Consider the following 26,978-nt stretch of genomic DNA (forward strand, 5'->3'; position numbering starts at 1 on the left):
AGACCAGCAGCCGACCCCGCACGAAGGACCGCCCGTGTACCCCCTCGCCAGTTCGAACCCCGAGCACCCGGCCAGCACCCCCGCCTCTCCCCGTTTCCCGGAGATCGAGGAGCGCGTGCTGTCCTACTGGGACCAGGACGGGACCTTCCAGGCCTCCATCGACGCTCGCCCGGCGCACACCGAGGACGGCACCCCCAACGAGTTCGTCTTCTATGACGGACCTCCCTTCGCCAACGGCCTGCCCCACTACGGTCACCTGCTCACCGGGTACGTCAAGGATCTGGTGGCCCGCTACCAGACGCAGCAGGGCCGCCGGGTGGAGCGCCGTTTCGGCTGGGACACCCACGGCCTGCCCGCCGAGCTGGAGGCGATGAAACAGCTGGGCATGACGGACAAGGCCCAGATCGAGTCCATGGGCATCGACCGCTTCAACGACGCCTGCCGCGCCTCGGTGCTCAAGTACACCGAGGAGTGGAAGGACTACGTCAACCGCCAGGCCCGCTGGGTGGACTTCGAGAACGACTACAAGACCCTGAACCCCGAGTTCATGGAGTCGGTGCTGTGGGCGTTCAAGTCCCTGCATGAGAAGGACCTGACCTACCAGGGCTTCCGCGTGCTGCCATACTGCTGGAAGGACGAGACCCCGCTCTCCAACCACGAGCTGCGCATGGACGACGACGTCTACCAGCAGCGCCAGGACCCCTCCGTCACCGTCTCCTTCACGCTGCAGGGCCTGCCCGAGGACCCCGCCGACGTGCCCGCCGGGGGAGCCGATGCCGCGCTGGCAGCTGAGCTGGCCGGCGTCGAGGTGATGGCCTGGACCACCACGCCCTGGACCCTGCCCACCAACCAGGCCCTGGCCGTCGGGCCGGAGATCACCTACGTGGTGGTGCCGGCCGGTCCGGACGCCGCCGAAGGGGTGACCGGGAAGCGTTACCTGCTGGCCCAGGACCGGCTGGCCGCGCACGCCAAGGAGTTGGGCTATCCCGACGCCGGCTCCGTCACCGAGGCGGTGACCGGCACCTACCTGGGTGCTCGCCTGGCCGGGCTGCGCTACGCCCCGCTGTTCACCTACTTCGTGGACGCCGAGGGCGATGACACCTACGGAACCGCCCACGCCTGGCGGCTGCTGGCCGATGACTACGTCTCCACCGAGGACGGCACCGGCGTGGTCCACCAGGCCCCGGCCTACGGTGAGGACGATCAGCGGGTGTGCGAGGCCAACGGGATCCCCGTGGTGCTCTCCGTGGACGACGGCGCCCGTTTCCTGCCGCTGTTCGCAGACCCGAACCGTGGCGGGGGGGTGCTGGCCGAGATCGCCGGCGTCCAGGTCTTCGAGGCCAACCGCACCATCATCCGCGCCCTGCGCGCGGAGGGGCGCCTGGTGAAGGAGACCAGCTACGAGCACTCCTACCCGCACTGCTGGCGCTGCCGCACGCCCCTGATCTACCGGGCCATCACCTCCTGGTACGTCAAGGTGACCGAGTTCAAGGACCGGATGCTGGAGCTGAACCAGCAGATCAACTGGATCCCGGGCAACGTCAAGGACGGGCAGTTCGGCCGCTGGCTGGAGAACGCCCGCGACTGGTCGATCTCCCGCAACCGGTACTGGGGCTCGCCCATCCCGGTCTGGCAGTGCGACGACCTCGAGTGCACCCATCAGGAGGTGTTCGGCTCCCTGGCTGAGCTGCAGGAGCGGTTCGGACGCCTGCCGCTCAACGCCGCCGGCGAACCGGATCTGCACCGCCCCTGGATCGACGAGCTGACCGTGGAGCATGAGGGCTGCGGCGGCACCCTGCGCCGCGTGGAGGACGTGCTGGACGTCTGGTTCGACTCCGGCTCCATGCCCTACGCCCAGGTGCACTATCCGTTCGAGCAGCGCGAGTGGTTCGACACCCACAACCCGGCCGACTTCATCGTGGAGTACATCGGCCAGACCCGCGGCTGGTTCTACACCATGCACATCCTGGCCACCGCCCTGTTCGACCGGCCGGCGTTCTCGAACGTGATCAGCCACGGGATCGTGCTGGGCTCGGACGGGCAGAAGATGTCCAAGTCCCTGCGCAACTACCCGGATGTGTCCGAGGTGCTGGACCGGGACGGCTCGGATGCCATGCGCTGGTTCCTAATGGCCAGCCCCATCCTGCGCGGCGGCAACCTGGTGGTCACCGAGGAGGGCATCCGTGAGGGCGCCCGTCAGGTGCTGCTGCCGGCCTGGAACGTCTGGCACTTCTTCTCCCTCTACGCCAACACTGCCCGCGCCGGAGGAGAGCGTCCGGACGGGTACCGTGCCCAGGCCCGGCACACCTCCACCGACCCGCTGGACCAGTACATCCTGGCCGCCACCGGACGGATGCTGCGCGAGGTCAAGGCCGGACTGGACGCCTACGAGGTCTCGGACGCCTGCGACGCCCTGCGCACCTACATGGACACCATGACCAACTGGTACGTGCGACGCTCCCGGCACCGGTTCTTCGACGAGGACACCCAGGCGCTGGACGTGCTCTACACCTGTCTGGAGGCCTTCTGCCGGGCCGCGGCACCGCTGATGCCGCTGGTCTCCGAGGAGATCTGGCGCGGACTGACCGGCGGCCGCTCGGTGCACCTGACCGACTACCCGGACGCCGCCCCGTTCTTCTCCGGGTTCGACTCCGAGCAGGACGCCGAGGCGCTGGTGGAGCGGATGGAGACCGTGCGGCGCATCGCCTCCGCCGGGTCCTCCCTGCGCAAGGGCGCCAAGCGCCGGGTGCGCCTGCCCCTGCGCCAGCTGACTGTGGTGGTGCCGGCCGCCGCCGGCCTGCAGGGAGCCTTCGCGGACATCGTCCGGGACGAGCTGAACCTGAAGTCGGTGGAGCTGCTGGACGCCTCCGAGGTCTCCGCCGCGGACTTCGGGATCTCCCAGCAGCTGGCGGTCAACGCCCGCGCCGCAGGACCGCGTCTGGGCAAGCAGGTCCAGGTGGCCATCAAGGGCGCCAAGTCCGGGGACTGGTCGGTCGCCGAGGACGGCACCGTCACCGCGGGCGGGATCGCCCTGCAGGAGGGCGAGTACACCCTGGAGACCACCGTGGGCTCTCCTGACGACGCCGCCTCCTCCCAGCAGGAACGCGCCGTGACGGTCATCCCGGGCGGTTTCGTGGTCCTGGACACCGCGGTGCCGGCCGACCTGGCCGCCGAGGGCACCGCCCGGGATGTGGTGCGTGCCGTCCAGGCCGCCCGCAAGGACGCCGGGCTGGAGGTCTCTGACCGGGTCCGCACCGTGATCACCGGTCCGGCTCCAGTCGTGGCGGCCGTGCGGGCTCACCAGGACCTGGTGGCCGAGGAGACCCTGACCACCGAACTGGTGCTGGAGGACTCGGGAGCTGCCGACCCGCGCCAGGATCCGGCCGATGACGCCACCAAGCTGGTCCAGGTGGCGGTGAGCCGGGCATGACCATGGACAGGAGTGCGGGGATGGGGCAGGACGCACCCGCTTCGGTGCGCGAGGTCTACCGAGACCTGCTGGACCGGGCCCCGGAGAACCGGATGGAGCCACGCATGGCGCCGCTGCGGCGGGCCATGGAGCTGCTGGGCGAGCCCCAGCACTCCGCCCCGGTGATCCACCTGACCGGGACCAACGGCAAGACCTCCACCGCCCGGATGATCGAGTCGGCGCTGCGGGCCTACGGGTTGCGCACCGGGCGGTACACCTCACCGCATCTGAGCTCGGTCACCGAGCGGATCAGCGTGGACGGCGCGCCGGTGGACGATGAGACCTTCGTGCGGACCTGGAACGAGATCCTGCCCATGGTCGAGGTGGTGGACGCAGAGCTGGAGCAGGCGGGGGAGAACCCGCTGACCTACTTCGAGGCCGTCACCGTCCTGGGCTTCGCCGTCTTCGCCGATGCCCCCGTGGACGTGATGATCCTGGAGGTCGGTCTCGGCGGGATCACCGACGCCACCAACGTGGCCGACGGCCAGGTCTCCGTGGTCACCCCCATCTCCCTGGACCACACCGATCTGCTGGGGGACACGCCCGGGGAGATCGCCCAAGAGAAGGCCGGCATCATCAAACCCGGAGGGTTCCTGGTCTCGGCGGCGCAGGATCCGGACGCAGCCCAGGTGCTGCTGGACGCCGCCCGCGAGGCGAACGTGCCGTTCCGCTTCGAAGGCGTGGAGTTCGGCGTGCAGTCCCGAGCGGTGGCAGTGGGCGGACAGCAGGTGGATGTCCAGGGACTGGCCGGCAGCTACAACGGCCTGAACCTGCCTCTGCACGGAGCCCACCAGGCACAGAACCTGGCCGTGGCCGTGGCCGCCTTGGAGGCCTTCCTCGGAGGCGGCGAACAGGAGCTGGACCACGAGCTGCTCCAGCAGGGGCTGGCCCAGGTCACCTCACCCGGACGGCTGGAGGTCGTCCGGGCCGCCCCCACCATCGTGGTGGACGCCGCGCATAACCCCGCCGGCCTGGCCGCCACCGCCGCTGCCGTGGAGGAGGCCTTCAGCTTCAGTCGACTGGTGCTGGTGGTGGGCATCCTGCAGGACAAGGACGCGCTGGGCATGCTGCAGGAGCTCTACGAGCGCTTCGGTGACGAGGTCTCCGACCTGTGCCTCACGCAGTCCTCCTCGCCTCGGGCCATCCCGGCGGGGGAACTGGGCCAGCTGGCCCTGGATGCCGGCTGGCCGGAGGAGGACCTCTACGCCACCGAGTCGTTGCCCGATGCCCTGGAATGGGCCGTCGGTCGCTCCGAGGCCGTGGACTCACTGGACGCCGGGGACCCTGGACTGAATGCCGGGACCGGCGGCGGGGTGCTGGTGACCGGCTCGATCACGGTGATCGCTGAGGTTCGTGAGCTGCTGGGCGCCGGAGCGGTGGAGACCGCACCGGAGCAGAACCAGGGCCGCGGGGGTCTGGGGACCGTGGACGTGATGCCCCCTGATCTGGGCGACCTCGAGGAACTGGACCTCGGGCTCGGCCTGGACGAGGACGACGACGACTCCGATCTGTTCGGGGACGACGAGGACACCGACGACCAGAAGGACCATCAGGAGGACCGTCGATGAGCGGCACCGAGGACTGGCGTCCCCAGCGCGAGACGAAGTCTCAGCGTGCCTGGCAGCCCGGTCAGATCAAGAAGCCCCGGTCCATCCGGGTGACCTTCGCCTCCACCGTGCTGGTGATGGAGGCGGTGGTGCTGGTGTTCTTCGGCATCACCATCGTCAACCTGCACCGTCAGGAGGGCACCCACGGCTGGGTGCTCTGGGTGTCCCTGGTCCTGGCGGTCATCGCCATCCTGGACTGCGCCCTGCTGCGTCGGCCCCTGGGCTACTGGATCGGCTGGGGCATCCAGCTGGCCCTGTTGGCCGCCTCTGTCCTGGAGTACACCATGCTCTTCGTGGCGGTCGGCTTCGGACTGGCCTGGTGGTACGCCGTGACCAAGGGCGGACAGCTGGACCGGGAGAACGCCGAGCGCCATGCGGCGGAGGAGCGCCTGCGCGCCGAACAGGACTGATCCGGCCGGATACAGTGGAGTCAGATCCCTACAACACCAAGGAGCTTCTGTGACCACTCACGTCGAAGAGACCCTCGTCCTCGTCAAGCCGGACGGCGTGGAGCGCAACCTCACCGGCGTCGTCCTGGCCCGGATCGAGGCCAAGGGCTACGTCATTGCGGACCTGAAGATGCTCGTGCCCACGCGCACCATGCTGGAGAAGCACTATGAGGAGCACCAGGGCAAGCCGTTCTTCGAGCCGCTGGTCGAGTTCATGTCCTCCGGTCCGGTGGTGGCGGTGCGCCTCCAGGGCAACCGAGTGATCGAGGGGTTCCGTTCGCTGGCCGGCTCCACCGAGCCCACCCTGGCGGCCCCCGGCACCATCCGCGGCGACTTCGGTCGAGACTGGGGCACCTCGGTGCAGAAGAACCTGGTGCACGGTTCGGACTCGACCCTCTCCGCTGAGCGTGAGCTGGAGATCTGGTTCGGCTGATCAGCCCATCTGGAAGATGCCCAGCCCGAAGCGCAGCAGGATCGAGCCGATCACGGCCACATAGAGCAGGGCGATCACCGGCCACGCCCAGTCTGCGGCGATCTGTCGCAGACGGGGCGAGGCCGGGATCACGCCGTGCTGCAGGTTGCGCACCGTGAGCAGGACCAGCATCGGGGCCATCATGGCCCAGACGATCATGCAGTACAGGCACAGGGCGGTGATCTCGTACACCGCCTGGTACCAGAGCCACACGCAGAAGGCGAAGCCGGCGGCCACGCCCAGGTTCAGGCCCCGCCAGAACCAGCGCTGATAGCGTGCCCCGGCCAACAGGCCCATGGCCACCGTGATCACCACGGCGAAGCTGACCAGCCCGATGAACTGGTTGGGGAAGCCGAAGGCCATCGCCTGCTCGGACTTCATCACGGCCCCACAGGAGACCCACGGATTCAGGTCGCAGCTGGTCACATAATTCGGGTCCGCCGAGAGCGCCAGGCGCTCGGCCACCAGGATGCAGGTGGCGATCATCCCGACGACGGCCGTCACCAGCAGCATCACTGCAGTCCCGCGATGGCGGGCATACCAGGGCATCTCCTGGTCCTGGACAGGGTGCGGGGACAGTCCGGCGTCCCAGGGGTCCTGGGGTGCTGCCGGATCGAACGATGACGAGGTGCGGGAGGATGCGCTCACCCGGCCAGTCTAGATCTGGTGCGGGGCCGTCGTCGTGACCGTGGGCGAGCCCGTGCCGGTCACAGCCCGCTCTCAGCCGCTGTCTCCACTGCCGGTGTGAGAGAATGATCGTTGATCTGCACACGGCCACACCGTGCGTGGATCCAGCAGACGGCCACCGGGCCGGAGGCGATGAACCGAGGCGACCAGTACAGTGTCGCCGGCTGGAGGCGGCACTGCCGTGCACGCGCAGCCTGACGGAGACCGCTGACGGCACCTGGAACGACAGGTGGGACCGAGTCCGGACGTCGCTGGTTCCGGCATCCGGCGCCCCGCATCCGGCGGGGACCGACCACCGGTTCACCCCAGACTTCATGGAGTCCGCAGGACGGCGGCACCCCGGAGTCCGATCACACGGTCGGACGCCCCCCGGGGGCAACGCAGCCGACGCGGACCTGGTTGTCCCGTGGCCGGGAGTGTGGACCGGTGGCGGGACTGGAGGTGCTGTCCATGACGGCCGAGAATGAGAACACCGCAACACCCGTCGACGCGGACGCAGCAGAAGCCGCGGAGGTCACGACCCCCGCAGTAGAGGAGCCGACGGCGCAGACCGCCGAGCAGCCCGAACTGATCACCGCCTCGGACGTTCCCGAGGTCGATGAGGCCGACGAGGAGCCCTCGGCCGAGGACGCCGATGCACCTGAGGCCGCCGGCGCGCACGACGTGTCCGATCAGCCGACCGAGACGGAGTCCGACGCTGAGCCCGAGGCGGACCCCTTCGCCGTCGTGGATCCGCTGGCCGTGATCTTCCAGGCTCCCGATCTCTCTGCCATCCAGCCGGTCCCGAGCCGCCGCCGTCAGGATGACCAGCGGCGTCAGTCCGCGGCTGGCGCCGAGGATGACGCTGATCGCGACGACCGTGATGACCAGGACAATCAGCAGGACGCCGACGGCCAGCAGGAGAGGTCCGGGGGCCGCAGCCGCAGCCGTCGTCGCCGTTCGCGGGGCCGTGGCTCCAGCGGGGGATCGGACCAGGGCCGGTCCGAGCAGGACCAGTCCGGGTCCTCCGAGGACGACTCGGCCACCACCGATCAGGACGCCGACACCGGGTCCGATGACGAGGGCAACGGCTCCACGGGATCGGTCTCGCGCCGCCGTCGCCGCCGCCGCCGTGGTGAGGCCGACCTCGAGCTCGAGGGCGGCTCGGACGGGGATCCGGAGCACACCGTCACGCGTGTGCGTGCACCGCGCCAGGCCACCAGCACCGGTCCGCAGGGGGTCACCAGCCTCAAGGGCTCCACGCGCCTCGAGGCCAAGAAGCAGCGCCGCCGCGATTCCCGTCAGGGCAACCGCCGCCGCCATGTGATCACCGAGGCCGAGTTCCTGGCCCGCCGAGAGTCGGTGGACCGCAAGATGCTGGTCCGCCAGCGCGAGCACCGGATCCAGATCGCCGTCATGGAGGACGGCGTGCTGGCGGAGCACTTCGTCTCCAACACCACGCAGGACTCCCTCATCGGCAATGTCTACCTGGGCAAGGTGCAGAACGTGCTGCCCTCCATGGAGGCCGCGTTCGTGGACATCGGACGGGGCCGCAACGCCGTGCTCTACGCCGGAGAGGTCAACTGGGACGCCGCGCAGCTGGACGGCAAGCCCAAGAAGATCGAGAACGCCCTGAAGTCCGGCGACTCCGTCCTGGTCCAGGTCACCAAGGACCCGGTGGGCCACAAGGGTGCCCGTCTGACCAGCCAAATCTCCCTGCCCGGCCGGTACCTGGTGTACGTGCCCGGCGGGTCGATGACCGGCATCTCCCGCAAGCTCCCGGATGTGGAGCGTGCGCGCCTGAAGAAGATCCTCAAGGACCACCTGCCGGAGAACGCCGGAGTGATCGTGCGCACCGCCGCAGAGGGCACGTCCGAGCAGGAGCTGATGAACGACATCAACCGCCTGCGTGCCCAGTGGGAGGGGATCGAGGCCAGCTCCACCTCCACCAAGGTGCTCGCCCCTGAACTGCTCTACTCCGAGCCGGACCTGACCATCAAGGTGGTCCGTGACGTCTTCAACGAGGACTTCTCCGGCATGATCGTGCAGGGTGAGCAGGTCTGGGACAACATCGAGGCCTACGTGACCTATGTGGCCCCCCACCTGCTGGACCGAGTCGAGCAGTGGAAGCCCGAGGACCACGACGGCGAGGATCTCTTCTCCGGCCACCGGATCGACGAGCAGCTGCACAAGGCGCTGGAACGCAAGGTCTACCTGCCCTCCGGCGGCTCGCTGGTGATCGACCGCACCGAGGCGATGACCGTGGTGGATGTGAACACCGGCAAGTTCACCGGCTCCGGAGGCAACCTGGAGGAGACCGTCACCAAGAACAACCTGGAGGCCGCGGAGGAGATCGTCCGGCAGCTGCGCCTGCGGGACATCGGCGGCATCATCGTGATCGACTTCATCGACATGGTGCTGGAGTCCAACCGGGACCTCGTGCTGCGCCGGCTCGTGGAGTGCCTGGGCCGAGACCGCACCAAGCACCAGGTGGCCGAGGTCACCTCGCTGGGGCTGGTCCAGATGACGCGCAAGCGCATGGGGACCGGCCTGGTGGAGGTCTTCTCCGAGACCTGCGAGGCCTGCAACGGTCGCGGCATCATCACCCACGACGTCCCGGTGGAGCATCGCCGTGCCCACAACTCCCATGGAGAGCCGCGTCCCAGCCGGGGTGAAGGCAGCGGGCAGGACTCCGGAGAGGGATCGCGCAAGAGCTCGCGGTCCGAGCGGCGGCGCCGCAACCGCGAACGCCAGGCGGAGCGGGGCGCCTCGGAGCAGAACGGCACCGAGAACGGTTCGTCCACACTGACCCCGGAGGAGGAGGCCGAGCGCCAGGCTCGCGCTGAAGCCGCCCGGGCGGCCTTCGCCACGATCGCCGCGGCCACCACGCACCACGCCGAGGAGACCAGCGCAGACCGGCCCGACGACGCCCAGGCACCTGAGCAGTCCGCGTCCGGGCAGGAGCAGGCACAGCAGGAGACGGCCCCCGCTCCGGAGGCGCCCTCGGAGAGGTCCCAGGACACCGCTGAGCAGAGCCGGGCCTCGACCGGCTCGCGCGGCGGCCGTCGTCGCTCTCGTCGGGCCGAATCGGCTGAGTCGAGCACCGAGGTCGCCACCCAGGACGACTCCGGACAGGAGGCGGAGCAGAGGCAGTCCTCGGGGCCGGTGCTGACGCTGGGCGGGGAGACCGTCGAGGTTCCGCAGGGCACGGGCCGGTCTCGGGACCGCTCGGCCGCTGATCTGAGCCGACTGGAGGACGCGCTGGACTCCCGCCAGCAGCAGCCGCAGACCCAGGCGGTCCCGACCACCGAGTCTGAGGCTCCGGCCCGTCCTGCCCGTCGCCGCCGTCGGGCCGCGTCCTCGGACGGCACCGGCGCGGACATCCAGACCGTGGAGATCGCCCCGGGCACGGCCAGCGGCAGCACCTTCAGCGCCAGTGCCGGCCAGGCCCCCTCAACGGGCTCGGAGTCCGAGCAGTCGGGATCCGCGCCGTCGGCCGCGCCGATGATGCTCGGCGTCGGTGTCAAGGCAGAGGACATCGCTCGCACCGAGTGAGCGTGTCATTTGGCGCAGTCACCGAGTGGCGGGTAGGATGGTCACTCGGTGCTGCGCCACCACTGTGGCTTGTGTGCCCTGAATCCAGGGTCTCATGGGCCGACCGGCTCTCTTCAGTCATCTGCTCCACTCCCGTTGAGTGGGACCGACCCGCCCGTGCGGAGGGTCCCAGGTCCGGGACGTCGAGAGGCAGGATGCCCGCCGTGGTCAGTGGCCCCAGCAGCAGTGAGAACAACGTCAGAACGAAAACGTCGAGAGAAGTGAGTCCCAAGTGGTGTACGCGATTGTCCGCGCTGGCGGCCGCCAGGAAAAGGTCTCTGTGGGAGACCTCATAACCCTTGACCGCGTCCCCGCTGAGGCCGGTGGCTCCGTGGAGCTGACCCCCGTCATGCTGGTGGACGGCGACAAGGTCACGACCGGTGCCGATGCCCTGTCCCAGGTCAAGGTCACCGCTGAGGTGATCGGTCACTCCCGCGGTGACAAGATCATCATCCAGAAGTTCAAGAACAAGACCGGCTACATCCGGCGCCAGGGCCACCGCTCTGAGCTGTCCACCGTGAAGGTCACCGAGATCGCCTGACGGCGCTCCACCTGAAGAATCCCACCCCGAGTCCACCGTCCAGCCGACCAAGCCCTCTGTGCGAGGCTGACGGACTGGGACTCACACAGCAAAGGATTGCATCATGGCACATAAGAAGGCCGGCAGTTCCTCCCGGAACGGCCGCGACTCCAACCCGAAGTTCCTCGGTGTCAAGCGCTACGGCGGTCAGTCCGTCAACGCCGGCGAGATCCTGGTGCGCCAGCGCGGCACCAAGTTCCACCCGGGCCTGAACGTGGGCCGCGGCAAGGACGACACCCTGTTCGCCCTGACCGCCGGTGCCGTCGAGTTCGGCAACCGTCGTGGGCGCTCCGTCGTCAACATCGTGCCTGCTGCCGCTGAGTGATCCAGCAGCAGTCCGGGGAGTGACTCCCCAGCAGTGACGCTCCGGCGGGGGCGGGCCTTCCCGGCCCGCCCCCGCCTGCGTCTATCCACCTACTTCACCCTGATCTGTGGGCCATCATGTCCGGTCCACCAGAAAGGCAGTCATGGCAGCTTTCGTGGACCGCGTGGTCCTGCATGTCTCCGGCGGCACCGGGGGGCATGGCTGCGTCTCGGTGAAGCGGGAGAAGTTCAAGCCCCTCGGCGGCCCCGACGGCGGCAACGGCGGCAACGGCGGCGACGTCACCCTGGTGGTGGACAGCCAGACCACCACGCTGCTGGCCTACCACCATGCACCGCATCGTCACGCCGGCAACGGCGACGGCGGCAAGGGCGACTTCCGTCACGGCAAGCACGGTGAGTCGCTGGTGCTGACCGTGCCGGACGGCACCGTGGTCAAGGACCGGGAGGGCAACATCCTGGCCGACATGGTCGGCGAGGGCACCAGCTATGTGGTGGCCGAAGGCGGACTGGGAGGACTGGGCAATGCGGCCCTGGCCTCGCAGAAGCGCAAGGCCCCCGGCTTCGCCCTGCTGGGCATCCCCGGTGATGCCCGCGACGTGGTGCTGGAGCTCAAGACCGTGGCGGACATCGCGCTGGTCGGCTTCCCGTCCGCCGGCAAGTCCTCGCTGATCGCGGCCCTGTCTGCCGCCCGCCCCAAGATCGCGGACTATCCCTTCACCACCCTGGTGCCCAACCTGGGTGTGGTCCAGGCCGGAGAGGTCCGCTACACCGTGGCCGACGTCCCCGGTCTGATCCCCGGCGCCTCCGAGGGCAAGGGGCTCGGACTGGAGTTCCTGCGTCACGTCGAACGCTGCGCAGCCCTGGTCCACGTGCTGGACTGCGGCACCCTGGAGTCCGATCGCGATCCCATCGCCGACTTCGAGGCCATCGAGGCCGAACTGGCGGCCTATGCAGTGGAGCCGATCTTCTCCCAGGGCGGCGACGGCGTGGTGCCGCTGAATGAGCGGCCCCGCATCGTGGCCCTGAACAAGACGGATCTGCCCGACGGCCAGGCGATGGCCGAGATGGTCCGGGCCGAGCTGGAGAGCCGTGGACTGAAGGTCATCGAGGTCTCGGCTCTGGCCCACCAGGGTCTGGATCCGCTGAAGTACGCCATGGCCGAGCTGGTGACCCAGGCGCGGGCCCGCCAGGCCGAGCCTGAACCGGTGGTCCCCGTCGTGGTGCGCCCCCGATCCTCACGCGCACCCGAGTTCACCATCCGCCGCGAAGAGCGGAACCTGGAGCCGCTGTTCCGCGTGCTCGGTTCCAAGCCGGAGAAGTGGATCGCCCAGACCGACTTCGCTAATGACGAGGCCGTGGGCTACCTGGCGGACCGACTGAACCGCCTCGGCGTGGAGGACGGCCTGTTCAAGGCCGGTGCCACCCCGGGCGACGCCGTGGTGATCGGCGATGACGAGAGCGGTGTCGTCTTCGACTGGGAGCCCACCATGGCAGCCGGCGCCGAGCTGCTCGGCGGTCCCCGTGGCAGCGACCTGCGCATGGAGGAGCGCGAGCGTGCCACGCGTGCGCAGAAGCGTGACGAGTACGAACAGCGCAAGCAGGCCCGTGCCGCCACTCGGGCCGAGCTGGAGGCCGAGCGCAAGGCCGGCATCTGGACTGAGCCCAGCTCTGGAGACTGAGCATGAGCAGTGCTGTCCGTTCCACGCGCACCCCGTCCACGCCGGTGACCTCCCGGGCGTCCCTGTGTGATGCTCGTCGGCTCGTGGTGAAGATCGGATCCTCCTCGCTCACCACCTCCGATGGGGTGAGCCGGGAGGCCATCGACGCGCTGACCGATGTGCTCGCCCAGGCCCGGGCCGCCGGCACCCAGGTGGTGCTCGTCTCCTCGGGAGCCATCGCCGCCGGACTGGCGCCGTTGGGGCTGCCCAAACGCCCACGTGACCTGGCCACCCAGCAGGCCGCGGCCGCCGTCGGGCAGGGACGACTGCTCTCCCACTACACGGAATCCTTCCAGCGTCATGGGCTGACCGTGGCCCAGGTGCTGCTCACCGCCGAGGACCTGATCCGCCGGACCCAGTTCACCAACGCCCACCGGTCCCTGGAGAAGCTGCTCGCCCTCGGGGTGGTCCCGGTGGTGAACGAGAACGACACCGTGGCCACCCAGGAGATCCGCTTCGGTGACAACGACCGCCTGGCCGCCCTCGTGGCCAACGTGGTCAAGGCCGACGCCCTGCTGCTGCTCTCCGATGTGGACGCCCTCTACGACGGACCGCCCAGCCGCCCCGGCAGCCGGCGGATCCCGGAGATCAGCTCTGAAGAGGACCTGGACGGTGTGGTGATCGGTCGAGCCGGACCCGCCGGTGTGGGAACCGGCGGAATGGTGACCAAGGTCGAGGCCGCGAGGATCGCCACCGGATCAGGGATCCCCGCCCTGCTCACCTCCGCGCCCCGGGCGGCAGCGGCCTGGGCAGGGGAGGACGTGGGGACCTGGTTCGCCGTGTCCGGCCGGCGCCGCAGTGCACGCTCGGCCTGGCTGGGACTGCTCGCGGACGTGCGTGGACGACTCCTGCTCGACGCCGGTGCCGTGGAGGCGGTGGTCGGCAACAGCCGGTCACTGCTGCCCGCCGGGATCATCGGTGTGGAGGGACGGTTCGAGGCCGGTGACCCCGTGGAGCTGGCCGATCCGGACGGCACCGTGGTGGCCCGTGGCCTGGTCAACTACTCGGCCGGTGAACTGCCACGGATGCTGGGACGCTCCACCGCAGAGCTGAGGGCAGACCTGGGACCGGAGTACGAACGGGTGGTGGTCCACACGGACGACTGCGTCCGCGTCATCCCGCCGCTGTAGAATGCCGACCAGCAGCTCCTGCGCCTATCCTGTCTGACATGGCTCCCATCCCAGCGAACCAGGAACACTCTGCAGCGAACGCCGTTGACGAGGCGAACCCCGTACCCGAGCCGGCCCAGGGGCAGTCCACGGAGGCGCCCCCGGACGTGCAGGCCGCCATCCGCACCGCCTCCGAGCGCGCTCGGCGAGCCGTTCCCGAGCTCGCCCAGGCCGGACGCGCCCGCAAGGACGACACCCTGATCGCCATGGCTCAGGCCCTGCGATCTCACGCCGACTACCTGCTGCGCCAGAACGGCCTGGACCTGGAGGCCGGCCGGGAGAACGGCACCAGCCAGGCGATGCTGGACCGTCTCACCCTGGACCGGCCCCGTCTGGAGGCTCTGGCCACGGCCTTGGAGGATCTGGCCGCCCTGCCCGACCCCGTGGGAGACGTGGTCCGCGGTCGCAACCTGCCCAATGGACTGCGGATGCAGCAGATCCGAGTGCCGCTCGGTGTGGTCGGTGCCATCTACGAGGCCCGCCCCAACGTCACCGTGGACATCGCCGGTCTGGCCCTGAAGTCCGGCAACGCGGTCATCCTGCGCGGAGGCTCTGCCGCCGCGCAGACCAACCGAGCCCTGATCGCCATCCTGAGGGAGACCGCAGAGGCACAGGGCTTCTCGGCCGACCTGGTCCAGGGGATCGACGATCTGGGCCGAGCCGGGGCCACCGAGCTGATGTCCCAGCGCGGCAGCGTGGATGTGCTCATCCCGCGAGGCGGGCATGACCTGATCCAGTCCGTGGTGCAGAACGCACGCGTGCCCGTCATCGAGACCGGCGAAGGGAACGTGCACCTGTTCATCGACGCCACAGCCCCGGTCCAGATGGCGGTCGACATCGCCCTCAACGCCAAGACGCAGCGCACCTCGGTCTGCAATGCCGCTGAGACCCTGATCCTGCACGCCGAAGCCGAGCAGGCTGGGACCGCCGTGCTCAGTGCTCTGGCCCGGGCCGGCGTCGTGCTCCACGTGGACGAGGCAGCCCGCCGCTGGCTGCCCCAGGACCTGGCCGAGGAACAGATCCGCCCCGCTCAGGAGGAGGACTGGGGCCGGGAGTACCTCGAGCTGGAGATGGCGGTGAAGACCGTGCAGTCCCTGGACGAGGCGATGGACCATATCCGCCGGTGGTCCACCGGTCACACCGAGGCGATCGTGACCAACGACCTGGCGAATGCGGACCGGTTCGTGAACGAGATCGACTCCGCGGCCGTGATCGTCAATGCCTCGACCCGTTTCACGGACGGCGGGGAACTGGGGCTGGGCGCCGAGGTGGGCATCTCGACCCAGAAGATGCACGCGCGCGGACCCATGGGCCTGGAGGAGCTGACGACCACCAAGTGGATCCTGCGCGGCAGCGGCCAGGTCCGCAGCTGACCCAGGAGCATCATGGGGCGTCGTCCTGGCCGAGGTTGACCTCGTTCGGTCCGCCGACCAGCTAGGATGAGTCCAGCGACCATTGACCGTGCTGTGCCCGTGTGCACCGGCCATCTTGAGGAGAACCATGCAGACCATCCAGACCGGCGTGACCATCCTGGCTGCCGAGGGCGGCCACCACGTGGTCAACGAGCTGATCTTCCCCGCCTGGGTCTTCGGCTGGGGCGTCTTCGCAATGCTGATGCTGCTGCTGCTCGTCACCCTGTCCTTCACCTCGGTCGGCAAGCGCCACCCTGCCCCCACCACGGCGGTGGACACGCACGGCACCGCACACGGCGCCCACCGAGCACGTCACTGATCACCGGGTCCTGACTCTGTGACCGAAGCACCCGCGCGCCGGTTCCGTCTCGGCATCATGGGCGGGACCTTCGACCCCATCCACCACGGCCACCTGGTTGCAGCCAGCGAGGTCGCCGCAGAGCTGGACCTGGATGAAGTCGTCTTCGTACCCACCGGCGAGCCCTGGCAGAAGGCCGGGAAAAAGGTCTCCCCAGCGGAACACCGATACCTGATGACGGTGGTCGCCACCGCATCCAACCCCCGCTTCACGGTCTCCCGGGTGGACATCGATCGTCCCGGTCCCACCTACACCGCCGACACGTTGCGAGACCTGCGCGCCCAGCGGCCGGACGCCGAACTGTTCTTCATCACCGGGGCGGACGCCCTGGAGCAGATCATGACCTGGAAGGACGTGGACGAGATCTGGGACCTCGCCCACTTCGTGGGTGTCACCCGTCCAGGGCATGAACTCAACGACTTCGGACGGGACGCGGACATCTCCCTGATGGAGATCCCCGCCATGGCGATCTCCTCCACTGACTGCCGCCTGCGGGTCAACGACGGCAAGCCCGTCTGGTATCTGGTGCCGGACGGAGTGGTCCAGTACATCGCCAAGCATCGTCTGTACCGCGCGGACGCTGAGTCCGATCAGGTGGCCCTGGACAACCTCACCCGAGGACAGCGCACCGCCGCCGTGGAGACCTCGGCATGAGCGCATCCACGCCTGAGCAGCCGCCCCGGCGCTCCCACCGGCAGCACCGGCGAGCCGAATCCGAGGCCGGGACTCCGGAGGGACTCACGTCCACGGCGGCGTTCATCGACATTCCGGTGGCCAGCACCGAACCCACGGACATCACCCCGTGGACCGGAATGGTCCCGCAGATCGCCCCGGTGCCCCAGCCGAGGACCCGGCGTGAGGCCCGGCGCCTGCGCGAACAGGGACTCCTGCCGGACTGGCCGGCGCCGGCCCAGGACACCGTTGAGGCAGGGCCCGCCGCATCCTCGACTCCAGCGCGGCGTGCCGAGGCGCCGGTCACCAGTCTGGACTCCCTCGCAGCTGACCCCGAGGCTCTGGGCTCCGCCGCCCTGGAGGCCGAGCGGGCGGCGATCGCGCAGGAGGCCACCGAGCTGGCTGAGCTCATGGCCACGTCTGAGCACAGCGATCCCACCGTCGTGGATCCGCAGATCCAGCGTCGCCAGGAGGCTCTCGCCGAGCGTGCGGCGCGGTTGAACGCCTCAGCCGCCGGGACGTCGTCGGGCCCTGCCGCTGTCTCAGAGCCGCGAGAGCCGGACATGCGCCACGAGCCGGTGCAGGCGGCCCACGCCCATGGACTCGACTCCCTGGCCGCCTCCGAGGCGGTCGGACGAGAGCGCAGGATGCTGCTGATCGCAGCGGGTGGGCTGGCCCTGGGGCTGATCGCCCTGGTGGTCGCACTGATCCTGACCCTCACCTGAACCACACCCCACCAGGAGAACCCGTGACCGTACCCCAGACCACCCTGACCGCACTGACCTCGGCCGCCCACGCCGCCCTGGAGAAGCAGGCCGAGAACATCCTGGCGGTGGACGTGGCCGAGCGGATCGGCCTCACCGATGCCTTCCTGATCGCCTCGGCTCCCTCCGAACGGCAGGTCAACGCGATCGTGGACGAGATCGAGGATGTGCTGCGTGAGGAGCACGATCTCAAGCCGCTCCGCCGGGAAGGCCGCGCCGAGGGGCGCTGGGTGCTGCTGGACTTCGGACACTTCGTGGTCCACGTCCAGCACGATGAGGAGCGCGCCTTCTACGCGCTGGACCGCCTGTGGAAGGACAGCCCGCTGATCGATCTCGGGCTGCCGGAGGCCGTCTCCGCACCGACCGACCAGGTGGGCACCACCGATCAGGAGTCCGCCCAGGCGTGAGACTGCTGCTGCTGCGTCACGGGCAGACCGACTGGAATGCCGCTGAGCGATACCAGGGGCGCACCGACATCGAGTTGAACGCCACCGGGCTCCAGCAGGCCGAAGAGGCCGCGCGGCGTCTGGCAGAGACCGACCTGCATGCCGTGTACGCCTCGCCTCTGGGGCGAGCACGACGCACGGCGGAGATCGCCGTCAGGGATCGCGGCCTGGACATCACCCTGGATGACGGGCTGATGGAGACCGCGGGCGGAGACTGGGAGGGGTTGACCTACGCGGAGATCTCCGCGCGATGGCCCCAGGACTTCGCCGCCTGGCGTGCGGCCCACCCCGAGCATGGCCCCGTGGGCGGGGAGACCCCTGGGCAGGCCGGCCTGCGCGTGATCCGCACCCTGCGGGGACTGATCTCGGCGAGCACGCCGACGCAGTGGTGCCAGCACGACGATCAGCAGGTGCTGGTGGTCGCCCATGGTGGATGTCTGCGCGCGGCCACCGCGCTGCTGGTGGGGGAGGGACAGTCCGCAGCCGCCTCCTACGCCTCCCTGGAGCGACTCCAGAACGGTCGGATGATCGTCCTCGAGGGCGAGTTCGGCGAGCGGGATCCTGGCCATGAAGGGGGCCGGCAGACCTCCTGGAGGATTGCCGACTACAACGTCTGAGAGAGGCGCCGAAGCGAGTGACAGGGACCACAGCTCGTCGATTTGCAACGGTCCCCAGAGCGTGTGTACTCTGAATGAGTTGCTTCGGCCGGAAGGTCGCAGAAACGCGGGGGTATGGCGCAGTTGGTAGCGCGTCTGCATGGCATGCAGAAGGTCAGGGGTTCGAATCCCCTTACCTCCACCGCAGGTCTCGTTGAGACCCAGCAGGGCCCGGATCCACCAGGATCCGGGCCCTACTGCTGTGCCGGGTCTGGGAGAGTGCCCTGGGCCTCGACGTCCCTCCTCGCACCTCTGGAAAGGTCATCCCTGATGAAGCCCACCATGATGCATCGACTCTGGGCCTAGGGCCTCGGCACCTTCTGGCTCGTGTTCGGCGGCTGCGGCTCGGCCGTGCTGGCTGCCACCGCCATGACCGAAGCCGGGTTCCCGGTCGGCATCGGCTGGCTGGGCGTCGCCCTGGCCTTCGGACTGACCGTGGTGACCGGCGCCTACGCGCTCGGCCACATCTCCGGCGGTCACTTCAACCCGGCCGTGACGCTGGGTCTCTGGGTCGCCGGTCGTGTCGAGGTCGCCGCCGTGCTGCCCTACATCCTGATCCAGATCCTCGGGGCAACCGTGGCCGGCGGACTGCTGTTCGTCATCGCCTCCGGCGCACCGGGCTTCAACGCCGTCGAATCCGGCTTCGCCACCAACGGCTTCGGGGACCTCTCACCCGGCGGCTACTCTCTGGTGGCCGTCCTGCTGATCGAGATCATCCTCACAACGGTGTTCATCTGGGTCATCCTGGGCGTCACCTCCACTCACGCGCCCAAGGGCTTCGCGCCCCTGGCCATCGGTCTGGCCCTGACACTGATCCACCTGATCTCCATCCCCGTGTCCAACACCTCCGTCAACCCGGCCCGCTCCCTCGGCGTCGCCTGGTTCGCCGGTCCTGAGCCGCTGTCGCAGGTGTGGCTGTTCATCGTCGCCCCGATCGTGGGCGCACTGATCGCCGGCGTCACCTACAAGATGCTCACCGGTGACCGTGGGCAGACCGAGTTCGACGAAGCCACCCAGCGCGCCGCCTCGGAGGCCTGAACCGGTGACTGCGCCCAGCGAGCTCCCTGATCCAGCCGGTCTGGCAGAGGAGCTGTGGGAGGCGGCCGCCGACCTGGAGGACGAGGGCAGCCTGGTGGCCGCCGCCGAACTGTACCGCCAGGCGGTGACCGCCTACGAGTCCGCCGACCAGGAGCAGACGGCTCGACGCCTGGAACTCCATTTGGCCGGACTGCTGACCTCGATCGGAGATGCCGACAGTGCCCACTCGGCGCTTGGCCGGATCCAGGACTGGGCCCGACGGGACGGTGACCGACTCCTTCAGGCCGCGGTCTGGGTGGAGCAGGCTGAGCTCGAGGTCGACCAGGGCCTGGACCTCGTCGGCGACCAGGTCCAGTCCCGTCCCGAGAGGCTGGATGAGGACGCAGTCCTGATCGACCGCGCGGTGCGCGAGCTGGAGGCCCACCCCGGGGAGGACGTGCCCCTGCACGTCCGTTCGCTGGTGCTCGCCGGCGAGATCTCCACCCTGAGGGGGCGGCACACCGATGCGGTGGCGCGTCTGGACGCAGCCCTGGCCTGTGCTTCAGCCCATGCGGACCAGTTCACGGATCAGCCGGCGCTGATCGATGAGATCGTGCTGGACCTGGCGGAGGCGGCCGTGGCCTCCGAACAGCCGGATCGAGCCGCGCAGGTCTTCCACGACGCTCGCCGTCGGGCCCTGCGGGACCGAGACGAGGAGGGTGTCTGGCTGTGGACCCTGCACCTCGGACGACATCTGGTGGCCCTGGGAGACCGCGACGCCGGACGGCAGTGGCTGACCCGGTTGCGTGATCAGCTGGAGATCGCCGGTGACCAGGACTATCTGCCGGAGGTCCGCGACACCCTGGCGGCCCTGGATCACCCCTGAGCTCAGGGGTGACAGGATGAGTGCAGACCATCGCCGCGAGTGAAGGACTCATCATGACCAGGACCTCTGTGATCACCGGCTCGGCCTCAGGGATCGGTGCTGCCACCGCGGCACTGCTGCGTGAGCGTGGACAGCGGGTGATCGGCGTCGACCTGAAGGACGCCGACGTCCAGGCCGACCTGTCCACACGGCAGGGCCGCCAGGACGCCGCTGCGCAGGCCGTGGAACTGTCCGGGGGCTCCGTGGACGCCGTGATCGCCTGTGCCGGCATCTCGGCTCCGGTCCCGGCCACCCTGTCGGTGAACTACTTCGGCGTCGTCGAGTTCCTGGAGGCCCTGCGCCCCACCCTGGCTGCGGCACCCCACCCGCGGGCCGCCGTCGTGTCCTCCATGGCCTCGTTGCAGCCCAACTCGCCGGAGATGGTGGAGGCCGCCTTGGCGGGGGACGAGGCCCGCGGACTCGAGATCGCCCAGAGCTTCGCCGACCAGGGCCCCCAAGCCGGGTATGCGGTGTACCCCTCGTCCAAGCGGGCACTGTCCCGGTGGGTGCGCCGGGCCTCGATCACCCCGGAGTGGGCCGGCGCGGGGATCCCGCTCAACGCCGTGGCGCCGGGGACCGTGCTGACCCCGATGACCCAGCAGCTGCTGGCGACCGAGGAGAGCCGGGCCATGGTGGACTCCCACGTGCCCATGCCCCTGAACTACCACCAGCCTCCGGAGTCGATCGCCACGTTGCTGGCCTGGCTGACCAGCGAGGAGAACACCCACCTGGCCGGACAGGTCATCTACTGCGACGGCGGCGCTGACGCCACGTTGCGAGGCGACGACGTCTGGTCCTGGAACGACGCCCAGTGAGAGGCTGATGCCTGAGCGCGGACAGCTGGCGTGAGCCGGCACCGCAGTTCCGACGAGGAGGGGACCATGGACACACGGCGATTCGTCCTGACCGGGATCTTGGCTGCCACGCTGGTGGCCGGGACGGCGTGCGAGAGTGGTCCCTCCTCGGAGGGAGCCAGTCCGTCCGCTCCCTCCGCCGAGGAGCAGGCCGCCCAGCAGGAGGAGCAGCGCCGTGCGGCTGCCGTGGAGTCCGCACGCTTCCAGGTGGCCAGCTATGACTACGATGCCGCCGTCAAGACTCTGGAGGGCATCGACTCCGGCGAGGCCCAAGAGCTGCGCGACCAGGCCGCCGCTGGCAAGGCTGAGACGGTGGTCTGGGAGGACAACGGGGCGATCTCCCATGTATTCGTCCACTCGCTGATCGTGGATCCGGAGCGGGCCTTCGACGGTGACCACATGCAGCAGGGCTATCTGGACTACATGGTCACCCTGAAGGAGTTCGAGGCGATCCTGGAACAGCTGCACGCCAACGACTTCGTGCTGGTGAGTCCAGACGACATCGCAGCGCTGGACGCGGACGGGCAGATGCAGTATCGGGACATCCATCTGCCGCCAGGGAAGAAGCCGCTCGTGCTCTCCCAGGACGATGTGAACTACTACGAGTACATGGAGCAGGACGGCTTCGCCCGCAGCCTGGTCCTGGACGAGGACGGCTCGGTCACCAACACCTACATCGACGCGGAGGGCAACGAGCACCGCGGCGCCTATGACGTGGTGCCCGTGGTCGACCGCTTCGTGGACGAGCACCCTGACTTGTCCTACCGGGGCGCCAAGGGGATCCTGGCGGTGACCGGATACAACGGGGTGCTGGGGCACCGGACCTCCGAGTCGGAGTACTCCGACGACCCCGACATCGCAGCCAAACAGGCCGAGGCGACCCAGGTGGAGGAGGCGTTGAAGCAGGACGGGTGGGTCTTCGCCTCCCATTCCTGGGGCCACCTGAGCATGACGACCTCGGGAATGGACCGGATGCGTCGTGACACCGATCTCTGGGCCGCCGAAGTCCAGCCGGTCGTGGGGGAGACCCACCACCTGATCTATCCGTTCGGCGCCGACATCTCGCGCGTCCCGCCCTATTCAGGGCCCAAGTACGAGCTGCTCCAGGATGCCGGCTTCCAGTTCTTCTACGGGGTGGACACCTCCACCCCGCACTGGATGCAGCGGCACGAGGGTTATCTGCGTCAGGCACGCATCAATCTGGACGGGCTCACCTTCGACCGTGACCTGGCCGGGCGAGGGTTCCTGGACCCCTTCTTCGATCTGGATGCGGTGTTGGACCCGGCTCGTCCCTGAGACGACGACGCGCCGGGCGACACGCCCGTCGGCGAGATTCGCCGATGCTGTGAACAACCTCGCACCAGTCTTCTCCACACCTGTGGACGGCGGCCGGGCCTCGGTCGGACCTCGCGTGTCCGTGCCGCGTGATCCCGTGGGTTCTGAGCCATCGAGCGACTGCTGGCCCGTCCACACCTCGGCTCGTGGCCTGTGGACGAAGCGGGGACAGAATGACACACTTGTAAGCACATCATCTTGTGGTCGCACCACTCCTCGATCCCAAGATGTAGTATCTATTCGAGCAAGCGGCCCTCAGTGGCCGTGGCTCCAGGACTTCCCGTGAACACCTGCAGCCGGCCCCACAGACTTCCCGAACACCGTGAACCACGGAGCATGGCGGACCCCGTCATCTCCAGCACCACAGAGGAGCGACCATGACCGTCACCGTCTACACCAAGCCGGCCTGCGTCCAGTGCAACGCGACCTACCGCGCCCTGGACAAGAAGGGCATCGCCTACCAGTCCGTGGACATGTCCCAGGATGCCGAGGCGCTCGAGCGCGTGCGCGCCATGGGCTACATGCAGGCCCCGGTCGTCATCACCGATGCCGACCACTGGTCCGGATTCCGTCCGGACAAGATCGAGGAGCTCGCCCAGTCGGCAGCGGCCTCGGTGGCCTGATCACCGAAGGCTCGGACATGAGGTCAGCCCTGGTCGAGAGGACAACGGACACCGCCGAGGCCGAATCGCCCCGGCAGGTGTCCGCTCGGCTGATCTACTTCTCCTCGGCATCCGGGTACACCCACCGCTTCGTCGGCAAGCTGGGCTTCGCCGCCGAGCAGGTTGCCCGGCTGCCGCTGATGACCAAGGAGCCCACGCTGCTGGCCACCGAGCCGTTCGTGCTCGTGCTGCCCACCTATGGCGGGGGAGACGGCAAGGGCGCGGTGCCCAAGCAGGTGATCAAGTTCCTCAACGTCAAGGCCAACAGGGACCTGATCCAGGGCGTGATCGCCGGAGGAAACACCAACTTCTATGAGGCCTACTGCCTGGCCGGGGACATCGTCTCCGCCAAGTGCGGTGTGCCCCTGATGTACAGATTCGAATTGATGGGCACGGCTGAGGATGTCGTGGCCGTCCGAGAAGGATTGGAACGGTTTTGGGAGCAACGCTGACCGAACAGGACATGATCCGCTCTGCCAAGCAGATGCCGGATGCCTGGCAGAACCTCGGCTACCACGAGCTGAACGCCATGTTGAATCTCTATGGTCCGGACGGGCGGATCCAGTTCGAAGCGGACCACGCCGCGGCGCGGCAGTACTTCCTGCAGCACGTGAACACCAACACCGTGTTCTTCCATGATCTGGACGAGAAGCTGGCCTACCTGGTGGAGCACCAGTACTACGAGGGTGAGACCCTGGAGCAGTACTCCACCGAGTTCATCCATGGCCTCTACGACCGCGCCTACAAGGCCAAGTTCCGCTTCCCGACCTTCCTGGGCGCGTTCAAGTTCTACACCTCCTACGCCCTGAAGACCTTCGACGGCAAGCGCTACCTGGAGCGCTATGAGGACCGGGTCTGCATGGTGGCCCTGCACCTGGCCCGGGGCGACGAGGCGCTGGCCACCCACCTGGTGGACGAGATGATCGGCGGGCGCTTCCAGCCGGCCACCCCCACCTTCCTGAACGCCGGGAAGGCCCAGCGCGGTGAGCTGGTGTCCTGCTTCCTGCTCCGCATCGAGGACAACATGGAGTCGATCGCCCGGGGCATCAACTCCTCCCTGCAGCTGTCCAAGCGGGGCGGCGGTGTGGCCCTGTCGCTGACGAACATCCGCGAGCACGGCGCACCGATCAAGCAGATCGAGAACCAGTCCTCCGGCGTCATCCCGGTCATGAAGCTGCTGGAGGACTCCTTCTCCTACGCGAACCAGCTCGGGGCCCGCCAGGGCGCCGGAGCGGTGTACCTGCACGCCCACCACCCGGACATCTACCGCTTCCTGGACACCAAGCGGGAGAACGCGGACGAGAAGATCCGCATCAAGACCCTGTCCCTGGGCGTGGTCATCCCGGACATCACGTTCGAGCTGGCCAAGAAGAACGAGGACATGTACCTGTTCAGCCCCTATGACGTGCAGCGCGTCTACGGGGTGCCGTTCACCGAGATCTCCGTGACGGAGAAGTACTACGAGATGGTGGACGACGCGCGGATCAAGAAGACCAAGATCAACGCCCGCGAGTTCTTCCAGACGCTGGCGGAGATCCAGTTCGAGTCCGGGTACCCGTACGTGGTCTTCGAGGACACCGTCAACCGCGCCAACCCCATCAAGGGCCGGATCACCATGTCCAACCTCTGCTCGGAGATCCTGCAGGTCTCCGAGGCCTCCGAGTTCGGCGACGACCTGGGATACACCCATGTGGGCAAGGACATCTCCTGCAACCTGGGCTCGATGAACATCGCCAAGACCATGGACTCGCCGGACTTCGGTCAGTCCATCGAGACGGCGATCCGTGCTCTGACCGCGGTGTCCGACATGTCGGAGATCAACTCGGTGCCTTCGATCGTGCGGGGGAACTCCTCCTCCCATGCGATCGGTCTGGGTCAGATGAACCTCCACGGATACCTGGCTCGGGAGCGGGTCCACTACGGATCCGAGGAGGGCATCGACTTCACCGACATGTACTTCTACACGGTGCTGTTCCACGCCCTGCGCGCCTCCAACCTGATCGCCCAGGAGACCGGGCAGCGCTTCGGCGGGTTCGAGGACTCGACCTATGCCTCCGGAGAGTTCTTCGACAAGTACACGGAGCGGGAGTGGGCTCCGGCCACCGCCCGCGTGGCGGAGCTCTTCGCCGAGTCCGAGGTCCAGATCCCCACACAGGACGACTGGCGTCAGCTGAAGGCCCTGGTGATGGAGCACGGGATCTACAACCAGAACCTGCAGGCGGTCCCGCCCACCGGGTCCATCTCGTACATCAACAACTCGACGTCCTCCATCCACCCCGTGGCCTCGAAGATCGAGATCCGCAAGGAGGGCAAGCTCGGTCGCGTCTACTACCCGGCTCCCTTCCTCTCGAACGAGAACCTGGAGTACTACGACGACGCCTACGAGATCGGCTACGAGAAGATCATCGACACCTACGCCGCGGCCACGCAGCATGTGGACCAGGGCCTGTCCCTGACGCTGTTCTTCAAGGACACCGCCACCACGCGTGACCTGAACCGTGCGCAGATCTACGCCTGGCGCAAGGGCATCAAGACGATCTACTACATCCGGCTGCGTCAGCTCGCGCTGGAGGGCACCGAGGTCGAGGGCTGCGTCTCCTGCATGCTCTGACCCCGACTGTGGTCGGCGCCCTCTGACCACCACCGACTCCGGCGGCGGCGTGCTTCTGGCATGCCGCCGCCGGGCACCACCCCCGAACCACAGCACGCAACCCTGCATCGAGCACTGCACAGCAGAGTGAGGACTCATCATGGCCGAAGCGGTCAAGACACTGGACCACGTCGAGGCGATCAACTGGAACAGGATCCAGGACGACAAGGACGTCGAGGTCTGGAACCGTCTCACCTCCAACTTCTGGCTGCCTGAGAAGGTGCCGCTGTCCAACGACATCCAGTCCTGGGCCACGCTCACCGAGGAGGAGAAGACGCTCACCATGAGGGTCTTCACCGGCCTGACCCTGCTCGACACCATCCAGGGGACGGTCGGCGCGGTCTCGCTCATCCCCGATTCGCTGACCACCCACGAAGAGGCCGTGTACACCAACATCGCCTTCATGGAGTCGGTGCACGCCAAGAGCTATTCGTCGATCTTCTCCACGCTGGCGAACACGCGAGAGATCGACGACGCCTTCCGCTGGTCGCAGGAGAACGAGAACCTGCAGAAGAAGGCCCAGATCATCCTGGACTACTACCACGGCGACGATCCGCTCAAGAAGAAGGTGGCCTCCACCATCCTGGAGTCCTTCCTCTTCTACTCGGGCTTCTACCTGCCCATGTACTGGTCCTCCCACGCCAAGCTCACGAACACCGCCGACCTGATCCGTCTGATCATCCGTGATGAGGCCGTCCACGGGTACTACATCGGCTACAAGTACCAGCGCGGCCTGGAGAAGGAGTCGGCTGAACGCCAGCAGGAGCTGAAGGACTACACCTTCGAGCTGCTCTTCGAGCTGTACGAGAACGAGGTCCAGTACACCCACGATCTCTACGACGCGGTGGGCCTGGCCGAGGACGTCAAGAAGTTCCTGCACTACAACGCGAACAAGGCCCTGATGAACCTCGGGTACGAGGGGATGTTCCCCTCGACGGTGACCGATGTGAATCCGGCGATCCTCTCCGCGCTGAGCCCGAACGCGGACGAGAACCACGACTTCTTCTCCGGCTCCGGCTCGTCCTACGTCATCGGCAAGGCCGTCAACACCGAGGACGACGACTGGGACTTCTGACCCCGGTCACGGTGCTCCCGTGAATCCCCGCTGTGCACGACGCCGGCTCCTTCCGAGGGGCCGGCGTCGTCGCGTCGACGGGTCCGAGCGTCGCCGGGCGGGGC

The 26,978-nt window shown here is 68.2% G+C and carries 23 protein-coding genes, 1 tRNA gene and 1 pseudogene; 24 read left to right on the forward strand and 1 reads right to left on the reverse strand.

Annotation, left to right across the window (positions count from 1 at the left end):
- Positions 1 to 34: 34 nt before the first annotated feature.
- The 4 genes from ileS to ndk are packed head-to-tail and all read left to right on the forward strand — an operon-like array spanning position 35 to position 5,958.
- Entirely contained in the window at positions 35 to 3,430 is a 3,396-nt protein-coding gene (gene ileS, locus ACEXHE_RS01770) for an isoleucine--tRNA ligase (RefSeq protein ID WP_374784488.1), read from the forward strand.
- Positions 3,431 to 3,450: 20 nt separating this feature from the next.
- Positions 3,451 to 5,037, forward strand: coding sequence for a folylpolyglutamate synthase/dihydrofolate synthase family protein (locus ACEXHE_RS01775; protein WP_277245579.1), 1,587 nt, complete (start codon positions 3,451 to 3,453; stop codon positions 5,035 to 5,037).
- Entirely contained in the window at positions 5,034 to 5,486 is a 453-nt protein-coding gene (locus ACEXHE_RS01780; protein ID WP_260062734.1) for a DUF4233 domain-containing protein, read from the forward strand. Before ACEXHE_RS01775 ends, ACEXHE_RS01780 begins: the two co-directional genes overlap by 4 nt.
- A 49-nt stretch (positions 5,487 to 5,535) precedes the next feature.
- Positions 5,536 to 5,958, forward strand: coding sequence for a nucleoside-diphosphate kinase (gene ndk, locus ACEXHE_RS01785; protein ID WP_091694191.1), 423 nt, complete (start codon positions 5,536 to 5,538; stop codon positions 5,956 to 5,958).
- Here the strand turns inward: ndk and ACEXHE_RS01790 are convergent, their stop codons facing one another.
- Positions 5,959 to 6,645 carry a vitamin K epoxide reductase family protein gene (locus ACEXHE_RS01790; protein ID WP_374784489.1) on the reverse strand — a complete coding sequence of 229 codons (687 nt, stop codon included), beginning with the start codon at positions 6,643 to 6,645 and terminating at the stop codon, positions 5,959 to 5,961.
- A 489-nt stretch (positions 6,646 to 7,134) separates the two neighbouring features.
- Between ACEXHE_RS01790 and ACEXHE_RS01795 the strand changes: the two genes are divergently transcribed.
- From ACEXHE_RS01795 to nrdF, 20 genes and pseudogenes are all read left to right on the forward strand, one after another.
- A complete protein-coding gene (locus ACEXHE_RS01795; RefSeq protein ID WP_374784490.1) occupies positions 7,135 to 10,218 on the forward strand; it encodes an Rne/Rng family ribonuclease in 3,084 nt (1,027 codons plus the stop codon).
- A gap of 271 nt (positions 10,219 to 10,489) precedes the next feature.
- A complete protein-coding gene (gene rplU / locus ACEXHE_RS01800; protein ID WP_091694181.1) occupies positions 10,490 to 10,798 on the forward strand; it encodes a 50S ribosomal protein L21 in 309 nt (102 codons plus the stop codon).
- Between the two features lie 103 nt (positions 10,799 to 10,901).
- Positions 10,902 to 11,162 carry a 50S ribosomal protein L27 gene (gene rpmA / locus ACEXHE_RS01805; protein ID WP_091694178.1) on the forward strand — a complete coding sequence of 87 codons (261 nt, stop codon included), beginning with the start codon at positions 10,902 to 10,904 and terminating at the stop codon, positions 11,160 to 11,162.
- A gap of 142 nt (positions 11,163 to 11,304) precedes the next feature.
- A complete protein-coding gene (obgE, locus tag ACEXHE_RS01810) occupies positions 11,305 to 12,840 on the forward strand; it encodes a GTPase ObgE (protein ID WP_374784491.1) in 1,536 nt (511 codons plus the stop codon).
- A gap of 2 nt (positions 12,841 to 12,842) precedes the next feature.
- Positions 12,843 to 14,009, forward strand: a complete 1,167-nt coding sequence (gene proB / locus ACEXHE_RS01815) for a glutamate 5-kinase (RefSeq protein ID WP_374784492.1) — start codon at positions 12,843 to 12,845, stop codon at positions 14,007 to 14,009.
- A gap of 38 nt (positions 14,010 to 14,047) precedes the next feature.
- Positions 14,048 to 15,421: a glutamate-5-semialdehyde dehydrogenase gene (locus ACEXHE_RS01820; RefSeq protein WP_374784493.1), complete on the forward strand. Its 1,374-nt coding sequence runs from the start codon at positions 14,048 to 14,050 to the stop codon at positions 15,419 to 15,421.
- 127 nt (positions 15,422 to 15,548) lie between these two features.
- Positions 15,549 to 15,779 (forward strand): hypothetical protein, encoded by a 231-nt coding sequence (locus ACEXHE_RS01825; protein ID WP_374784494.1) that lies wholly within the window; start codon positions 15,549 to 15,551, stop codon positions 15,777 to 15,779.
- An 18-nt stretch (positions 15,780 to 15,797) separates the two neighbouring features.
- On the forward strand, positions 15,798 to 16,472 hold the full coding sequence (gene nadD, locus ACEXHE_RS01830) for a nicotinate-nucleotide adenylyltransferase (protein WP_374784495.1): 675 nt from the start codon (positions 15,798 to 15,800) through the stop codon (positions 16,470 to 16,472).
- Complete coding sequence (locus ACEXHE_RS01835) at positions 16,469 to 17,215, forward strand: hypothetical protein (protein WP_374784496.1); 747 nt, start codon at positions 16,469 to 16,471, stop codon at positions 17,213 to 17,215. The genes nadD and ACEXHE_RS01835 overlap by 4 nt, the downstream gene beginning before the upstream one ends.
- Before the next feature lie 23 nt (positions 17,216 to 17,238).
- The gene (gene rsfS / locus ACEXHE_RS01840) at positions 17,239 to 17,661 is read left to right on the forward strand and encodes a ribosome silencing factor (protein ID WP_356966173.1); all 423 of its coding nucleotides are present in this window, start codon (positions 17,239 to 17,241) and stop codon (positions 17,659 to 17,661) included.
- The gene (locus ACEXHE_RS01845; protein WP_356966175.1) at positions 17,658 to 18,317 is read left to right on the forward strand and encodes a histidine phosphatase family protein; all 660 of its coding nucleotides are present in this window, start codon (positions 17,658 to 17,660) and stop codon (positions 18,315 to 18,317) included. The genes rsfS and ACEXHE_RS01845 overlap by 4 nt, the downstream gene beginning before the upstream one ends.
- A gap of 108 nt (positions 18,318 to 18,425) precedes the next feature.
- A tRNA-Ala gene (locus ACEXHE_RS01850) sits at positions 18,426 to 18,498 on the forward strand.
- Between the two features lie 167 nt (positions 18,499 to 18,665).
- A pseudogene (gene aqpZ / locus ACEXHE_RS01855) lies at positions 18,666 to 19,394 on the forward strand (aquaporin Z); the annotation flags it as partial.
- Positions 19,395 to 19,398: 4 nt separating this feature from the next.
- The gene (locus ACEXHE_RS01860; RefSeq protein WP_374784497.1) at positions 19,399 to 20,259 is read left to right on the forward strand and encodes a hypothetical protein; all 861 of its coding nucleotides are present in this window, start codon (positions 19,399 to 19,401) and stop codon (positions 20,257 to 20,259) included.
- A gap of 53 nt (positions 20,260 to 20,312) precedes the next feature.
- The gene (locus tag ACEXHE_RS01865; protein WP_356966181.1) at positions 20,313 to 21,113 is read left to right on the forward strand and encodes an SDR family oxidoreductase; all 801 of its coding nucleotides are present in this window, start codon (positions 20,313 to 20,315) and stop codon (positions 21,111 to 21,113) included.
- A gap of 66 nt (positions 21,114 to 21,179) precedes the next feature.
- Positions 21,180 to 22,448, forward strand: a complete 1,269-nt coding sequence (locus ACEXHE_RS01870; protein WP_374784498.1) for a polysaccharide deacetylase — start codon at positions 21,180 to 21,182, stop codon at positions 22,446 to 22,448.
- Positions 22,449 to 22,864: 416 nt separating this feature from the next.
- Positions 22,865 to 23,110 (forward strand): glutaredoxin-like protein NrdH, encoded by a 246-nt coding sequence (gene nrdH / locus ACEXHE_RS01875; RefSeq protein ID WP_091694135.1) that lies wholly within the window; start codon positions 22,865 to 22,867, stop codon positions 23,108 to 23,110.
- A 17-nt stretch (positions 23,111 to 23,127) separates the two neighbouring features.
- On the forward strand, positions 23,128 to 23,601 hold the full coding sequence (gene nrdI / locus ACEXHE_RS01880) for a class Ib ribonucleoside-diphosphate reductase assembly flavoprotein NrdI (protein ID WP_091694131.1): 474 nt from the start codon (positions 23,128 to 23,130) through the stop codon (positions 23,599 to 23,601).
- Between the two features lie 11 nt (positions 23,602 to 23,612).
- Entirely contained in the window at positions 23,613 to 25,760 is a 2,148-nt protein-coding gene (gene nrdE, locus ACEXHE_RS01885) for a class 1b ribonucleoside-diphosphate reductase subunit alpha (RefSeq protein WP_374784499.1), read from the forward strand.
- Positions 25,761 to 25,899: 139 nt separating this feature from the next.
- The gene (gene nrdF / locus ACEXHE_RS01890) at positions 25,900 to 26,874 is read left to right on the forward strand and encodes a class 1b ribonucleoside-diphosphate reductase subunit beta (protein ID WP_374784500.1); all 975 of its coding nucleotides are present in this window, start codon (positions 25,900 to 25,902) and stop codon (positions 26,872 to 26,874) included.
- Positions 26,875 to 26,978 lie beyond the last annotated feature (104 nt).

The organism is Micrococcus sp. IITD107, assembly GCF_041927415.1.
GTDB lineage: Bacteria > Actinomycetota > Actinomycetes > Actinomycetales > Micrococcaceae > Citricoccus > Citricoccus terreus.

Bases quoted from the DNA above. Each gene is read 5' to 3' on its own strand.
- ACEXHE_RS01865 (WP_356966181.1), top strand. From the start codon at position 20,313: ATGACCAGGACCTCTGTGATCACCGGCTCGGCCTCAGGGATCGGTGCT.
- ACEXHE_RS01820 (WP_374784493.1), top strand. From the start codon at position 14,048: ATGGCTCCCATCCCAGCGAACCAGGAACACTCTGCAGCGAACGCCGTT.
- nrdE (WP_374784499.1), top strand. From the start codon at position 23,613: ATGATCCGCTCTGCCAAGCAGATGCCGGATGCCTGGCAGAACCTCGGC.
- ACEXHE_RS01825 (WP_374784494.1), top strand. From the start codon at position 15,549: ATGCAGACCATCCAGACCGGCGTGACCATCCTGGCTGCCGAGGGCGGC.
- nrdH (WP_091694135.1), top strand. From the start codon at position 22,865: ATGACCGTCACCGTCTACACCAAGCCGGCCTGCGTCCAGTGCAACGCG.
- ACEXHE_RS01780 (WP_260062734.1), top strand. From the start codon at position 5,034: ATGAGCGGCACCGAGGACTGGCGTCCCCAGCGCGAGACGAAGTCTCAG.
- obgE (WP_374784491.1), top strand. From the start codon at position 11,305: ATGGCAGCTTTCGTGGACCGCGTGGTCCTGCATGTCTCCGGCGGCACC.
- nrdF (WP_374784500.1), top strand. From the start codon at position 25,900: ATGGCCGAAGCGGTCAAGACACTGGACCACGTCGAGGCGATCAACTGG.
- rpmA (WP_091694178.1), top strand. From the start codon at position 10,902: ATGGCACATAAGAAGGCCGGCAGTTCCTCCCGGAACGGCCGCGACTCC.
- ACEXHE_RS01870 (WP_374784498.1), top strand. From the start codon at position 21,180: ATGGACACACGGCGATTCGTCCTGACCGGGATCTTGGCTGCCACGCTG.
- ACEXHE_RS01795 (WP_374784490.1), top strand. From the start codon at position 7,135: ATGACGGCCGAGAATGAGAACACCGCAACACCCGTCGACGCGGACGCA.
- nrdI (WP_091694131.1), top strand. From the start codon at position 23,128: ATGAGGTCAGCCCTGGTCGAGAGGACAACGGACACCGCCGAGGCCGAA.
- ACEXHE_RS01835 (WP_374784496.1), top strand. From the start codon at position 16,469: ATGAGCGCATCCACGCCTGAGCAGCCGCCCCGGCGCTCCCACCGGCAG.
- proB (WP_374784492.1), top strand. From the start codon at position 12,843: ATGAGCAGTGCTGTCCGTTCCACGCGCACCCCGTCCACGCCGGTGACC.
- ACEXHE_RS01775 (WP_277245579.1), top strand. From the start codon at position 3,451: ATGGGGCAGGACGCACCCGCTTCGGTGCGCGAGGTCTACCGAGACCTG.